The 13,878-nt window shown below is 71.2% G+C and carries 12 protein-coding genes; 4 read left to right on the forward strand and 8 right to left on the reverse strand.

Features of this window, described 5'->3' with window-relative positions:
* Nucleotides 1-2: 2 nt before the first annotated feature.
* The gene (locus ACGFIB_RS21055) at nucleotides 3-1,430 is read right to left on the reverse strand and encodes an amidase (protein WP_142572160.1); all 1,428 of its coding nucleotides are present in this window, start codon (nucleotides 1,428-1,430) and stop codon (nucleotides 3-5) included.
* 195 nt (nucleotides 1,431-1,625) lie between these two features.
* On the opposite strand from ACGFIB_RS21055, the gene ACGFIB_RS21060 reads away from it, so the two are divergent.
* Both ACGFIB_RS21060 and ilvD read left to right on the forward strand, forming a co-directional pair.
* Nucleotides 1,626-2,405 (forward strand): nuclease-related domain-containing protein, encoded by a 780-nt coding sequence (locus ACGFIB_RS21060; RefSeq protein ID WP_229689737.1) that lies wholly within the window; start codon nucleotides 1,626-1,628, stop codon nucleotides 2,403-2,405.
* 108 nt (nucleotides 2,406-2,513) lie between these two features.
* On the forward strand, nucleotides 2,514-4,352 hold the full coding sequence (gene ilvD, locus ACGFIB_RS21065) for a dihydroxy-acid dehydratase (RefSeq protein WP_393374187.1): 1,839 nt from the start codon (nucleotides 2,514-2,516) through the stop codon (nucleotides 4,350-4,352).
* Nucleotides 4,353-4,409: 57 nt separating this feature from the next.
* On the opposite strand, the gene ACGFIB_RS21070 is transcribed toward ilvD, so the two are convergent.
* Complete coding sequence (locus tag ACGFIB_RS21070; protein WP_142572163.1) at nucleotides 4,410-4,853, reverse strand: hypothetical protein; 444 nt, start codon at nucleotides 4,851-4,853, stop codon at nucleotides 4,410-4,412.
* 284 nt (nucleotides 4,854-5,137) lie between these two features.
* Nucleotides 5,138-6,097 (reverse strand): prolyl aminopeptidase, encoded by a 960-nt coding sequence (gene pip, locus ACGFIB_RS21075; RefSeq protein WP_393374190.1) that lies wholly within the window; start codon nucleotides 6,095-6,097, stop codon nucleotides 5,138-5,140.
* Nucleotides 6,098-6,260: 163 nt separating this feature from the next.
* Here pip and ACGFIB_RS21080 point away from each other — a divergent pair, with 163 nt between their 5' ends.
* A complete protein-coding gene (locus ACGFIB_RS21080; protein WP_142572165.1) occupies nucleotides 6,261-6,755 on the forward strand; it encodes a helix-turn-helix transcriptional regulator in 495 nt (164 codons plus the stop codon).
* Nucleotides 6,756-6,829: 74 nt separating this feature from the next.
* Here the strand turns inward: ACGFIB_RS21080 and ACGFIB_RS21085 are convergent, their stop codons facing one another.
* From ACGFIB_RS21085 to ACGFIB_RS21095, 3 genes are read right to left on the reverse strand one after another with little or no spacing between them, the layout of a single operon-like run.
* On the reverse strand, nucleotides 6,830-7,054 hold the full coding sequence (locus tag ACGFIB_RS21085) for an FmdB family zinc ribbon protein (protein ID WP_191049891.1): 225 nt from the start codon (nucleotides 7,052-7,054) through the stop codon (nucleotides 6,830-6,832).
* Between the two features lie 52 nt (nucleotides 7,055-7,106).
* Nucleotides 7,107-7,922, reverse strand: a complete 816-nt coding sequence (locus ACGFIB_RS21090; protein WP_393374193.1) for a GNAT family N-acetyltransferase — start codon at nucleotides 7,920-7,922, stop codon at nucleotides 7,107-7,109.
* A gap of 11 nt (nucleotides 7,923-7,933) precedes the next feature.
* Nucleotides 7,934-8,443 (reverse strand): HNH endonuclease, encoded by a 510-nt coding sequence (locus ACGFIB_RS21095; RefSeq protein WP_191049889.1) that lies wholly within the window; start codon nucleotides 8,441-8,443, stop codon nucleotides 7,934-7,936.
* Nucleotides 8,444-8,742: 299 nt separating this feature from the next.
* Between ACGFIB_RS21095 and ACGFIB_RS21100 the strand changes: the two genes are divergently transcribed.
* Nucleotides 8,743-10,806: a prolyl oligopeptidase family serine peptidase gene (locus ACGFIB_RS21100; protein WP_393374195.1), complete on the forward strand. Its 2,064-nt coding sequence runs from the start codon at nucleotides 8,743-8,745 to the stop codon at nucleotides 10,804-10,806.
* 10 nt (nucleotides 10,807-10,816) lie between these two features.
* Here ACGFIB_RS21100 and purU read toward each other — a convergent pair whose 3' ends face one another.
* Both purU and ACGFIB_RS21110 read right to left on the reverse strand, forming a co-directional pair.
* Nucleotides 10,817-11,665, reverse strand: a complete 849-nt coding sequence (gene purU / locus ACGFIB_RS21105) for a formyltetrahydrofolate deformylase (RefSeq protein WP_142572170.1) — start codon at nucleotides 11,663-11,665, stop codon at nucleotides 10,817-10,819.
* Between the two features lie 220 nt (nucleotides 11,666-11,885).
* On the reverse strand, nucleotides 11,886-13,799 hold the full coding sequence (locus tag ACGFIB_RS21110) for a tetratricopeptide repeat protein (RefSeq protein ID WP_393374198.1): 1,914 nt from the start codon (nucleotides 13,797-13,799) through the stop codon (nucleotides 11,886-11,888).
* Nucleotides 13,800-13,878 lie beyond the last annotated feature (79 nt).

The raw sequence follows: 13,878 nt of genomic DNA on the forward strand, positions 1-13,878 counted from the left end.
CGTCACCAGACCGGCGGCCTGCGGTCCCCCCAGAAGCCGCCGACCGACGCCTCCACCTGGGACGACAGCGAGATGAGCGTGCCCTCGTCGCCGTACCTGCCGGCCAGCATGACGCCGATGGGGAGGCCGTCGGGCGTCCAGTAGAGCGGGAGGTTGACCGCGGGCTGGCCGCTCACGTTGTAGATGGCCGCGAAAGGCGCGAAGCGCATCATCCGCTCGAACGTCTCCTCGGGCGACTCGACGTCCTCGAACCAGCCGACCGGCACGGGCGGCTGGGTGACGGTCGGCGAGAGCACCGCGTCGTAGGCGTCGGTCACGAGCAGCGCGAACCGGGTGGCGAGCTGGAGCGTCGACTGCGCCTGGAGGAACTCGGGGGCCGAGATCGCGTGGCCGCGCTCGCGCAGCCACGCGGTGAGCGGGCGCAGCTTGGGTTCCAGTTCCTCCGCCACGGGATGCATGCAGGAGAAGCTGAACCACATCTTGACGAACTCGGGCACCACGTCCGGGCCGAACGGCGGCGCGATCTCCTCCACCTCGTGACCGAGCGACTCCAGCACCGCCGAGGCGCTCTCGTACGCCGCCAGCACGTCGGGGTGGACCTCCGCGCCGGGCACGGCGGGGGTGGCGAACCGGGCGATCCGCAGGCGGCCCGGGTCCCGCCCGGCGTAGGCCGAGAACGACCCGAGCGCCGGCGCAGGGGCGTGATAGAGGTCGCCGGGATTGTTGTGCGCCATGGCGTCCAGCAGCGCCGCGGCGTCGGCGACGTTCCTGGCCAGCGGCCCGCTGGTCGACAGTCCCGCGAGGTCGGGCATGATCGGGGCCGAGGAGATGCGGCCGCGGCTGGGCTTGATGCCGTACAGGCCGCAGACGGAGGCGGGAATGCGGATCGAGCCCGCGCCGTCGCTGCCCTGCGCGGCGGGCGCGAGACCGGCCGCGACGGCGGCCCCCGCTCCCCCGCTCGATCCCCCGGCCGACCGCGTGGTGTCCCACGGCGTGCGGGTGGGCTCGTGCAGGTAGGTCTCCGTGTAGCAGGGCATGCCGAACTCGGGGGTGCTGGTCTTGCCCAGCATGATCGTGCCGGCGTCCCGGAGGCGCTCGACCATGCTGTCGTCCGCGGGCGCGACGAACCCCTCGTACGCGGCCGAGCCGAAGTGGACCGGCACGTCCTTGACGAAGTTGAGGTCCTTGATCGGGATCGGCACGCCCAGCAGCGGGGGCAGGTCCTCCGCGTCACCGGCGGCGAGCCGGGCCTCCTGCTCGCGGGCCTGGACCAGGGCCCGGTCGGCGGTCACCGTGACGAACGCCCCCAGACGGGGGTTGAGCCGTTCGATGCGCTCCAGGTAGTGCTCGGTGATCTGAACAGGAGAAAGTTCACCCGTACGTACGGCTGCCGCCTGCTCAAGGGCGGTAAGATCGTGAATGTGCGCCACGCTACCGAACGGTAAGGCCCCTGGCCGCGGATATCTAGAGAAGATACCCGCACTTCCGCGCAACGAATCGGCTCAAGCAGGCCACAAAAGTATGAACCATCCAACACTAGGCAAGCCGCTGACGGCTCAACTACCGTGAGTGATGTGGATACCGGTCTAGCGCCAGAAGACGGTCACGATACGTCACCTATATGGGTGGGTGACCAAACCTCAGAGCAGGCGGAACGCCCTTCGGCGCCACCTGAGGCGCCGGCGTCTCCCACGTACGCTCCGGTCGAGCGCACGTCGCTGAGCATCCTGTGGCAGGACACGCGATACCGCCACCTTCGTCGCCGGGCCGTCATCGCGGTCGCGGCGGGCGTGGCGTTCGGCGTGCTGTTCGGCAGCTGGCGGCTCGGGCTTACCGCGGCCATCCTCGCGTGCGTCGCCGACGCCGTCTACCGGGCGAGGACGGTCTCGTCCATCCCCGCGTGGCGGCGCGCCTCCGCGGCGGAGCGTCAGACGGAGGCCCAGCTCAAGAAGCTGGAACGCAACGGCTACAAGACGCTGCACGCCCGCGCCATCCCCGGCAGCGAGGCGCAGATCGACCACCTCGTGGTGGGGCCCACCGGCGTGTACGCGGTGGACTCGGAGAAGTGGGACAAACGGCTGCCCGTGCGGGTCCAGTCGCACCGCAAGCTCTTCCACGGCCCGTTCAACCAGAAGCCGCGGCTCGACGAGGCCCGGTGGGAGGCGGCGCAGGCCAGCGACCTGATCAGCAAGGCGCTCGGCCGGGAGATCACCGTGGTGCCGTCCCTGGCCATCTACGGGCCGCCGATCCCGTGGCGCATCCTCAACATCCGTGAGGTGGACGTCTTCTCCGGCGGGCTGGTGCGCAAGTGGATCACCAAGCGGGAGAGGTCGCTCACCAACGCGGAGATCGACGCGATCCACCGGGCCGCCGAACGCGTGCTGCCCGCGCGGTATCCCGAGTAGACACGTCCCGACACCAGACGTGTCCCGACTCGTGGACAGCGGGTCTCGGCAGCCGGGCGCTGGCCGTACCATTTGAAGACTCAGTAGTCTCCAGATGGGGGTCCATCGATGCCCGCACTCAGGTCCCGCACTGTCACTCACGGCAGGAACATGGCCGGCGCCCGCGCGCTGCTCAGGGCCACGGGCGTAGCGGGCAGCGACCTCGGCAAGCCGATCATCGCGGTCGCCAACAGCTTCACGCAGTTCGTGCCCGGCCACGTGCATCTGCGCGAGGTCGCCGAAGTAGTGGCCGGCGCGGTCCGCGAGGCGGGGGCCATCCCGCGCGAGTTCAACACGATCGCCGTGGACGACGGCATCGCGATGGGCCACGGCGGCATGCTCTACTCGCTGCCGTCCCGCGAGCTGATCGCCGACGCGGTCGAGTACATGGTCAACGCGCACTGCGCCGACGCGCTGGTCTGCGTCTCCAACTGCGACAAGATCACGCCCGGGATGCTGCTCGCCGCCTTCCGGCTCAACATCCCCACGATCTTCGTGTCCGGCGGCCCGATGGAGGCCGGCAAGGTCCCCGGCCGCAAACTCGACCTGATCGACCCGATGATCGCCTCCGCCGACGCGAGCGTGTCGGACGCCGAGCTCCTGGAGATGGAGGAGAACGCCTGCCCGACCTGCGGGTCCTGCAGCGGCATGTTCACCGCCAACTCCATGAACTGCCTCGCCGAGGCGATCGGCCTGGCCCTGCCCGGCAACGGCACCACGCTGGCCACCCACAAGGCGCGCAAGACCCTGTTCGAGAACGCGGGACGGCAGATCGTCGACCTCGCCCGGCGCTACTACGAGGACGACGACGAGTCGGTCCTGCCGCGGAACATCGCCACCCGCGAGGCGTTCGAGAACGCGATGGCGCTCGACGTCGCCATGGGCGGATCGACCAACACGATCCTCCACATCCTGGCCGCCGCCCGTGAGGCGGGCGTCGACTTCGGGCTCAAGGAGATCAACGAGCTGTCGCTGCGGGTGCCGTGCCTGTGCAAGGTCGCCCCCGCGACGATGAAGTACCACGTCGAGGACGTGCACCGGGCGGGCGGCATCCCCGGAATCCTCGGTGAGCTGGACCGGGCCGGGCTGCTCCACCGCGACCTGCCGACCGTCCACTCCGCCTCCATCGCGGAGTACATCGCCAAGTGGGACCCCAAGTCTCCCGAGGTCACCGGCGAGGCCGTGGAACTGTGGCACGCGGCGCCCGGCAACGTGCGCACGGTGAAGGCGTACTCGCAGGACGCCCGCTGGGAGTCGCTCGACCTCGACCGCGCCGAGGGCTGCATCCGCGACCTCGACCACGCCTACACCAAGGACGGCGGCCTCGCCGTGCTGTACGGGAACATCGCGCAGGACGGCTGCGTGGTCAAGACGGCCGGCGTGGACGAGTCGATCTGGCGCTTCTCGGGCCCGGCGGTCGTGTTCGAGTCGCAGGAGGATGCCTCCGAGGGCATCCTCGCCGGCAAGGTCAAGGCCGGCGACGTGGTCGTCATCCGGTACGAGGGCCCCAAGGGCGGCCCGGGCATGCAGGAGATGCTCTACCCGACGAGCTTCCTCAAGGGCAAGGGCCTGGGCAAGGCCTGCGCGCTGATCACCGACGGCCGCTTCTCCGGCGGCACGTCGGGCCTGTCCATCGGCCACGCCTCTCCCGAGGCCGCCGAGGGCGGGACGATGGCCCTGATCGAGGACGGCGACATCATCGAGATCGACATCCCCGGCCGCTCGATCGAGCTCAAGGTGGCCGAGGACGTGCTGGCCGCCCGCCGCGAGCGGCTGCTGGCCGACCTCGGCGGCTACCGGCCGCGCGACCGCCAGCGCACGGTCTCGGCCGCCCTGCAGGCGTACGCCGCGCTCACCACCTCGGCCTCGACCGGAGCGTCCCGCGACCTGTCCCAGCTCTCCCGCTGAAACCATGAGAATGCGGGGCCGCCCCTCCGAAGGGGCGGCCCCGCATTCTCATGCGGGTCAGCTGTAGGAAACCGACTGCACACTGCAGTTGGTCATCCACGGACCGGGATAGACCGGGGCCGTCGTGCAGCCCCAGGTGGCGGTCACGGTGGTGGTTCCCGCGGGGATGCTGACGCTGCCGGCGGAGCCGGCGAAGTCGTACATATGGCCCTCGCTGCACATGGCGGAGACGCTGACTGACGTCGTCCCACTGGCCAGCGTCTTCGTGAACTGCCACGCGTGCGTGGCCGGGACCGCGACCAGGCTGGCGTACGGCACCCCTACGACGGAGATGGGGTACCAGTCTCTGGTGTCCCCGAAACTGTTGTAGTTGAGGCAGTCCACCGTGGCGTTCAGCGTTACGGCGTCGGCCGCGGCGGGGTTGGGCGCGAGCGCCACGCTCAGCACACCGGTCGTGACGAGCGCCGCACCGAGCGCGAGCACCCTCCGGGCTGGATTCACAGCGAACATTGATGTCCCTTCTCCGGCATTTGAAAGCAGCCACAACGAATGCACCACCTCTCCCAGGAACGGTCAATCACCCGAGTTTTCGGCAGGCCGGAACATCACGTCAGCTGAAAATGCGCCCAACCAATGGCCCGAAACTGTTTCCGGCGGACCATGCGGCCGAAATCCGATAAGCAGCGGCGATCGCGACCCTTTTACGAGCGATTCGGCGAAATATTTCGATTACCCGGCTCACCGTGCTTTCCGGGCGGAGCCCGGCCGCTGAAAGTTTCAGCGCGTCATCCGCCCGCGGCGCTCGCGAAGCCGTCCAACGCCGCCCCGATCTCGCGGCGCATGGCCGCGCTGCCGGTGTGGCCCGCGTCGTCCACCACGACCAGACGCGCGTCCGGCCAGGCCTGGGCGAGCTGCCAGGCGGTCTCCAGCGGTCCTCCCAGGTCGAGGCGGCCGTGGACGAGGACGCCGGGGATGCCGGTGAGCTTGTGCGCGTCGCGCAGCAGGACGCCCTCCTCCAGCCAGGCGGCGTTCGAGAAGTAGTGGGTGCAGATTCTGACGAAGGCCTGCAGGGCGTCGGAAGGCCGGTCGCTGTAGGCGTCCGGCTTGCCGTTGACCTCGTGCGCGATCACCGCGTCCTCCCACGTCACCCACTCGTGAGCCGCCCTGGCCCGCACGCCCGGATCGGGGTCGGACATCAGCCACGCGTAGGCGGCGAGCAGGTCGCCGTCGCGCCGGTCCTCCGGCACGCCGGAGCGGAAGCGTTGCCATTGCTCGGGGAGGAACCGGCCGACTCCCCGGTAGAGCCAGTCGATCTCGGAGCCGCGGGTCATGGTGACGCCGGCGATGACGATCTCCGACACCCGTTCGGGGTGAGCCTCGGCGTAGGCGAGGATGAGCGTGGATCCCCAGGACCCGCCGTGGAGCAGCCATCGTTCGACGCCGAGACGCTCACGCAGCCGTTCCATGTCCGCGATCAGATGATGGGTCGTGTTGGTGCTCAGGTCGGCCGCCGGATCGCTCGCGTGGGGCAGGCTCCGGCCACAGTTGCGCTGGTCGAACAGGATGATGCGGTAGCGCCCGGGGTCGAAGGCCCGGCGCTGGCCGGGTCTGCAGCCCGAGCCCGGGCCGCCGTGGACGACGAGCGCGGGCTTGCCCTCGGGGTTCCCGCAGACCTCCCAATAGACGAGATGGCCGTCCCCGGTGTCCATATACCCGTGGTCGTACGGCTCGATGGCGGGATGCACTCTGGAGAAACTACAGCGGCCGGTACGGGCGGGAAAAGCGGTTTCCCACGCGGGCGGTCAAGCGTCCCGGACAGCAAACAGTGACCGGAAAGACAGATCAACCTGTCGTTCTTCCCGAGCAGGCGTTCGGAAAAATGTCAGTCCTCGTCGTTATTGTCGAGGTATGGCCAACGTCATTCGGCACTCGCTGACCGCCGAGGAAATCGCCGCCCTCGCCCTGTCGCTCGCCCACCTCGGTGCCGGCCCGCAGTCGGTCACCGCCCGGCGCGGTCTGCGCCACGCCTTCGAGCACCTCGACCTGGACGACGACGTCATCGCCGCGACCCTGACCACCCTGACCACCCCGCTGCCCACCGACGTCGCCCGGCGGGCGCGGGCGGTGGCCAACGCCATCACCGCGCGCCTGGTCATCCGCATCCAGTACCACGACGCCGCGGGCCGGATGACGGTCCGCGACGTCGAGCCGGTGACCTGCCTGGTCCACGGCGAGTTCTGGTACCTGGTGGGCTGGTGCCGCATGCGCCGGTCGATCAGGGCCTTCCGCTTCGACCGCATCCTGGCGGTCGAGCCGACCGACCTACCGGCCCGCGCCCATCTGCCGCAGCGCTACCTGCCGTTCCAACGACGCTCGCGGGCCAGTCGCCCGTCCGCGGCCTGACACACCGCGGCCCGCGGGCGTGGCGCCCGCGGGCCGCAGGCCTGACCCTGACCACGCGGCAGGACACGCCCGGGTCAGCCGCCGCAGCAACCGCCGCCGCAGCAGCCGCCGCCCGCGCCGCCCGCCGGACGGGCGGCGGGAGCCCCGGACGCCCTGCCCGTGACGGCCACGGTGGACAGCAGCTTCACGGTGTCGTCATGGCCGGAGGGGCAGACCGCCCGGTCACCGGCCTGCGCCATGGGACGGTTGAGCTCGAACGTCGATCCGCACGCGCGGCAACGGTAGTCATAGCGAGGCATGCGTCCAGATTACGGCCCGGCGCGGCGACCGCGCGCGCCGCGGGGAGGCACCTCAGGTGAAGTGGATGGTGGCGTAGTCGGCGATGGGCCGGTAGCCGAGCCTCTGGTAGACGGAGTTCGAGATGGGGTTGCCGAGATCGGTGAACAACAGCACCTCGGTTGCTCCGTCGTCGAGCGCGTTCCTGCTGGCCGCGTGGCTGACGGCGCTGCCGTACCCGCGCCCGCGCAGATCGGGCGGGGTGTAGACGGGCCCGATTCGCGACATGCCGGCGATCGGCGCGCAGACCCCGGCGATGGACACGGGCCGGGCGCCGTCCTCCCACAGGACCAGTTCCTCGCGGTTGACGCGCGCGGCGGCGACCGGGGTGGGATCGGCGGTGCGCTCGGCGTGGGCCTCCTGCTGGAACTCCCGGAAGAAGCGCACCACCGTGGGCAGGTCGTCGGGGCCCGCCACGCGGGGCTTCCCCGGCGCGGAGGGAGCACGCAGCGCGCCGAGGCGATAGAGCCGCTCGGCCCGGCGATGTGTCTGCGGCCGCCACCAGGCGCGTGCGAACGCCTCGGCGACGGCCGCCGGACCGCCGACGGCGGGCACGTCGTGGTCCCTCTCGATCAGGTCCCGCGCCAGCGGGGCCAGCGCCGCGAGCGGGACATCGCCCAGCGCGAGGGGATAGGGCGGCGTCCGGCAGGCCGCCCCCACCACCGTGCCGTCGTCCTCCAGCCAGGCCAGGAGGGGATCGGCCGCGAACCGGCCGTCGCGGATGCCGCTCAGCACGGTCAACATGACCGTGCTGCGCACGGGGTCGCGCAGCAGCCAGGACTCGGCCGCCGCGGCGTACTCCTCCACGTCGGCGGTGATCGTCCATCTCATGACGTCATCCGTCAGGCCGCCGTCTCCGACAGGTAGGGCGCCCACTGCGGATCGCCGTCGAGTTGCGCGCCGATGAGCCGCCAGTGCGCCCCGTGCGGCACCACGGGAGCCACGCGCAGCGCCCACCCGATCTCCTCCAGCAGCCTGTCGGCCTTCCGGTGATTGCACGGCATGCACGAGGCGACGCAGTTCTCCCAGGTGTGGGGGCCTCCCTTTGACCGCGGGATGACGTGGTCGATGGTCTCGGCCCGCTGTCCGCAGTAGGCGCAGCGGAAGTTGTCCCGGCGCATCAGCGCCGCCCGGGTGAGCGGGATACGCGTCCGGTAAGGGATGCGGACGTAGCGCCGCAGCCGGATGACCGACGGGACGTCGAGCGTGCAGGTGGCCGAGCGCAGGACCGCGCCCCGGCCGTCGCGGTGGACGACGTCCGCCTTCTCTCTCAGCACCAGGATGACGGCCCGGTGCAGGGAGAGCGTGGTCAGCGGTTCGTATGTGGCGTTGAGTAGCAGGACTTGGCGCATCAGCCGGCCTCCACAGCGGTCTCGGCTGTGCGCCTGGGTTGTGGCCCCGTCTGTTGGGACCCGGGTGCTTCCGTCACAGGGACCTCCGCCGGACGGCCCAGCGGATCGTCACCACGGCACCGCCCTTCACCAAAGTGTGGCCTTGTCGGCGGCCTCTCCGCCACCCCATAAAGGGTCCGTGAGGTGAACGACGGGTACGCCTGCAGCTTCTATGCCCAGCTGTTCGCCCCTTTATTCCCGTCTTGGCCGGGTAGGGACGGTGTACCGTCGCAGTCGGCCGGTTGATTTAAAGTGCCAGCATGAGCCGAGTGCCGTACCCGCCAGCCCGCCGTGACGACATCGTCGACGATCTCCACGGAACGCCCGTCCCCGACCCGTACCGGTGGCTGGAGGATCCGGACGATCCGGCGACGAAGGAGTGGCTGGACGCGCAGGAGACCCTGTTCCGGTCCGCCGAGCTCGAAGGGCGCGACCACTTCCGCGAGCGCATCGCCGAACTGCTGCGGTCCGGGTCGGTGGGGACACCGTCCTGGCGCGGCGAGCGCCGCTTCTTCACCCGCCGGGCCCCCGACCAGGAGCATCCGGTCCTGTACGTCGCGGACGCAGACGGCGAGCGCGTGCTGCTCGATCCCACCGCCCTCGACCCCTCGGGCCTGACCACGCTCGACTCCTACCAGCCGGACAAGGAGGGCAACCGGCTGGCGTACCAGATCTCGGTCGGCGGTGACGAGGAGTCGCGCCTGTACGTCGTCGACGTGACGACCGGACAGATCGTCGAGGGGCCGATCGACCGCTGCCGCTACTCCCCCGTGGCCTGGCTGCCCGGCGGCGAGGCGTTCTACTACGTGCGAAGGCTGGCGCCCTCGCTGGTCCCGGCCGGTGAGGAGCAGTTCCATCGCCGTGTCTACCTGCACCGTGTCGGCGCCTCCCCGGACGACGACGTGCTGATCTTCGGCGACGGCCTGGAGAAGACCAACTACTACGGAGTGTCGGTCTCGCTCGACGGCAGACGGCTGTCGATCTCCGCCTCACGGGGGACCGCCCCGCGCAACGACCTGTGGGTGGCCGACCTGGACGCCTCCTCATCGGAGGCGCCGGAACTGGTCACCGTGCAGCAGGACGTCGACGCCCAGACCGGGCTCCACTTCGGCCGCGACGGGCGGCTCTACGTCTTCACCGACCTCGACGCCCCGCGCGGGCGGGTCTGCGTCACCTCTCCGGAGACGCCCGGGCCCGAGCACTGGCGCGACCTCGTCCCCGAGGACGCCGAGGCGGTGCTGTCCGACTTCGCGATCCTCGACGGCATGGCCGAGCCGGTCCTGCTCGTCGGCTGGACCCGGCACGCGATCGGCGAGATCTCCGTCCACGCCCTGGAGACCGGCGAGCGGATCGGCGAGGTCCCGCTGCCGGGGCTCGGCTCGATCGGGGGGATCTTCGAGCGTCCGGAGGGCGGGCACGAGGCCTGGTTCAGCTACACCGACGGCATCACCCCGACCGCGGTCTACCACTACGACGCGCTGACCGGCGAGACCTCCCTCTGGGAGGCGCCTCCCGGTGCGGTGGAGGTGCCTGAGGCGACGACCGAGCAGGTGGTCTACCGGTCCAAGGACGGCACCGAGGTGCACATGCTGGTCACCGCACGCCCCGGCTCCGGGCCCCGTCCCACCATCCTGTACGGCTACGGCGGCTTCGGCGTCCCGATGAACCCCGGGTTCTCCGCCACGACGCTGGCGTGGGTCGAGGCGGGCGGCGTCTACGCGGTCGCCCAGCTTCGCGGCGGCGGCGAGGAGGGCGAGCAGTGGCACCGGGACGGCATGCTCGGCAACAAGCAGAACGTCTTCGACGACCTGCACGCCGCGGCCGAGCACCTCATCGCCACCGGCGTCACCAGCCCGGACCGGCTCGCCATCTCCGGCGGCTCCAACGGCGGCCTGCTCGTCGGCGCGGCGCTCACCCAGCGCCCCGACCTGTACGCGGCCGTCGTCTGCCTGGCCCCGCTGCTCGACATGATCCGCTATGAGAAGTTCGGCCTCGGGGCGACCTGGAACGTCGAGTACGGCTCGGCCGACGTGCCGGAGGAGTTCGCCTGGCTGTGGGGCTACTCGCCGTACCACCACGTGCGCGAGGGGGTGTCCTACCCGGCCACGCTGTTCGCCGTGTTCGCCTCCGACACCCGCGTCCACCCGCTGCACGCGTGGAAGATGGCGGCGGCCCTGCAGCACGCGCAGGCGGGCGACCGGCCGATCCTGCTGCGCAACGAGACCGAGGTGGGGCACGGCGCCCGGTCGGTGAGCCGGTCGGTCGAGCTCTCGGCCGACCAGCTCGCGTTCGTGGCCCGGCACACCGGCCTGAAGGCCGGCTGAGGCGCGGAGCTCAGCGCGGGAAGATGACGGTCTTGTGGCCGTCCAGCAGCACGCGGTGCTCGGCGTGCCAGCGGACGGCCCGGGCCAGCGCCTGGCATTCGAGGTCACGGCCGATCGCGGCAAGGTCCTCATGTGAGTGGGTGTGGTTCACCCGCGCGACCTCCTGCTCGATGATCGGCCCCTCGTCGAGGTCGGGCGTCACGTAGTGCGCCGTGGCGCCGATCACCTTCACGCCCCGGGAGTACGCCTGGTGGTACGGCTTGGCGCCCTTGAACGACGGCAGGAACGAATGGTGGATGTTGATCATCCGACCGGCGAGCTTGGCGCACATCTCCGGTGAGATCACCTGCATGTAGCGGGCGAGCACGACCAGATCGGCCTGGTAGTGGTCGACCAGCGTGAGGATCTCCTCCTCCTGCCGCGGCTTGGTGTCCGCGGTGACCGGCAGGTGGTGGTAGTCGACGCCGTACGACTGGGTGAGGGGACGCAGGTCGGGGTGGTTGGACGCGACGCCCACGATCTCGATGGGCAGCAGGCCCGAGCGCACCCGGTAGAGCATGTCGTTGAGGCAGTGGTCGAACCGGCTGACGAGCACCAGCGCCCGCGTCCGCACGGAGAGGTCGAAGAGCTGGAACTCCATGGCGAACTCCGACGCGAGCGAGGCGAACGCCGCTCGCAACTCGTCGACCGCGCTCCCGCCGGAGAACTGCACGCGCATGAAGAACCGCTCCTCGACCGGATCGCCGAACTGCTGGCTCTCGATGATGTTGCAGCCCTTCCCGGCCAGCAGCCCGGAGACGGCCGCGACCACTCCGGGCCGGTCCGGGCAGGACAGGGTCAGCACAAATTCAGCGCTCATGCTCAGATCCTCGACGGGGGACGGTGTCGGCTTCAAGGGTGTCGGCTTCAAGGGTGTCGGCTTCAAGGGTAGGGCCAGCCGGTCGGAGAGTGCGGACAGGCGGAGGCGGGGCGGCGGAGGACCGGCTGATCGGTTTGACCGGCTGATCGAGTGATCGGCTTGACCGGCTGATCGGCTTGACCGCTGGCTGGCCGCCCGCCCGCTGTGAGCGTCCCCCGCGTCAGCCCTCCTTGTCGTGCCGCTCCAGCGCCGCGCCCACGTCGGGGTCGTCGGGAGCCAGCGCCGACGCCCTGCGCAGGTCGGCCAGCGCCTCCTTGCCCCGGCCGAGCGCGTCGAGCGCGGTCGCCCGGTTGAAGTACAGGGCCGCGTCCTCGCCCAGCTCGATCGCCCTGGTCAGGTCGTCGACGGCGCCCCGCGCGTCGCCGGTCTCGAACCGCAGGGTCGCCCGGTTGGCCCAGGCCGAGGCCAGGCGCGCGTCGGCGGCCAGCGCCGCGTCGAAGGCCAGGGCGGCCTCCGCGTAGCGGCCCGCCTCGGTCTCCAGCTGCCCGAGCACGCCGTGCAGGTGCGCGTTGCCGGGGTCGAGGGCGAGCCCCGCCTCGACGTCGCGCCTGGCGGCCTCGTGCTCGCCGAGCATCTCCAGCACACCGGCCCGGTTGACGTACGCGTCAAGAAAACCGGGGTCGAGGTCGAGCACGTGGTCGAGGTCGGCCCGGGCGCCGTCCAGGTCTGCGCCGGCCAGGCGCAGCTCCGCCCGGTTGTAGTACGCCTCGGGCAGCGGCGGGCTCACCCGAATCGCCGTCTCGTAGTCGGCCAGCGCCTCGTCCGTGCGTCCCATCTCCAGCAGCAGGTTGCCTCGGTCGAGATAGTGGTCGGGGAAGCCCGGGTCGATCGCGACGGCGCGGTCGAAGTCGGCCAGCGCCTCCTCCTTGTGGCCCGTCCGCGCGAGGAGCTGCGCGCGGTTGGCGAACAGCACCATCCGGTGCACGGGGTGGGCGTCCGGAGGGAGGTCGCGCTCGGCCAGGTCGATGGCCGAGCGCACCAGGCCGAGTGCCTCGTCGATGCGACCCTCCCGCAGCTCGATCAGCGCGCGGCCGTTCTGGTCGAACCCGAGTTTGAAGGCGCGCGTCCGCCGGTCGGGAAGCAGTGTGGAGATCGCTATCGCCTCGTTGATCCAGGCTCTGGCCCTGGCCAGGTCGCGCCGCGCCGGATCGCGGTCGCGCGCGTCGAGCATCGCCGTGCCGTACGCGGCGGCGGCGTGCACGGCCGGATCGACGCTGGCCCTCCGGGCCTGGTCGTACAGCTCCTGCGCGTGCGCCCGCCGGCCCAGCCCCGCCAGGGCGGTCGCGGTGCGGTGGGTGAAGCGCCACCACAGGTCGGAACCCGGCGACACCAGCCGCAGGCCGCGCGGGCCCAGCTCCACGACCGCGTGCAGGAGACCCTCGGTGACGCAGTGGTCCACCGCCGCCCACAGGGCCCGCGCCGCCGCGTCAGGGTCGCCGCCGTGCTCCAGGTGGTAGGGCACCGCGCCCAGAGCGTGCTCCGGCGCCGCGGCGTCGGCCCTCAGCTCGGCGGCGCGCCGGTCGTGCCGGCGCGCCCGTTCCTCTGGCGGCAGCGACAGGTACGCCCGGTGGGAGCGGGGGTCGTCGGAGGTGCAGTCCGAGACGACGTAGTCGTCGGGCGGACCGCCCTGGGCCGGGGCCTCCACCAGCCGCGTGCCCTCCCATTGGGGCTCCGCGGAGGCCAGGGCCAGCGTCAGATCCGGCACCCGGCGCGCCAGGACGCCCAGCAGCTCGCGGTCGGCCGGGTCCGCCTCGTGCAGGTTGTCGACCAGCAGCGTCCGCGGCCCGTCGAGGCAGTCGCGGACGAACTCGGCGATCCCGTTGGCGATCCGCAGCGTGCGGCGCGGCGCGGGCACGAGGATCCGCTCGTCCTCCGTCAGGCGGGCCTCGACGGTCTGCCGCCGCGCCGGCACCAGAGGGCGCAGGCTGGGAGCGACGGCACGGATCTCGATGTCGTGTTCCGCCACCAGGCCCGGGGAACGCTCCAAGGCGACCGGAACGAGGGCGCGCAGGATCGCGCCACCGATCGTGTACGGACCGCGTAACCGGCGGTGCCCGTTGACGACGGGCGCCACAGGAGGCGGCACCTCCAGGACAAGCGCTCGGAGGGCCGCCAGGCGGTCCCGGGAGAGATCCCCCCGGACCCAGATGTGG

Origin of the sequence: Microbispora bryophytorum, assembly GCF_043197435.1 — a bacterium.
GTDB classification, from domain to species: domain Bacteria; phylum Actinomycetota; class Actinomycetes; order Streptosporangiales; family Streptosporangiaceae; genus Microbispora; species Microbispora bryophytorum.

Bases quoted from the DNA above. Each gene is read 5' to 3' on its own strand.
- ilvD (WP_393374187.1), top strand. From the start codon at position 2,514: ATGCCCGCACTCAGGTCCCGCACTGTCACTCACGGCAGGAACATGGCC.
- ACGFIB_RS21080 (WP_142572165.1), top strand. From the start codon at position 6,261: ATGGCCAACGTCATTCGGCACTCGCTGACCGCCGAGGAAATCGCCGCC.
- ACGFIB_RS21085 (WP_191049891.1), bottom strand. From the start codon at position 7,054: ATGCCTCGCTATGACTACCGTTGCCGCGCGTGCGGATCGACGTTCGAG.
- ACGFIB_RS21090 (WP_393374193.1), bottom strand. From the start codon at position 7,922: ATGAGATGGACGATCACCGCCGACGTGGAGGAGTACGCCGCGGCGGCC.
- ACGFIB_RS21095 (WP_191049889.1), bottom strand. From the start codon at position 8,443: ATGCGCCAAGTCCTGCTACTCAACGCCACATACGAACCGCTGACCACG.
- ACGFIB_RS21100 (WP_393374195.1), top strand. From the start codon at position 8,743: ATGAGCCGAGTGCCGTACCCGCCAGCCCGCCGTGACGACATCGTCGAC.
- purU (WP_142572170.1), bottom strand. From the start codon at position 11,665: ATGAGCGCTGAATTTGTGCTGACCCTGTCCTGCCCGGACCGGCCCGGA.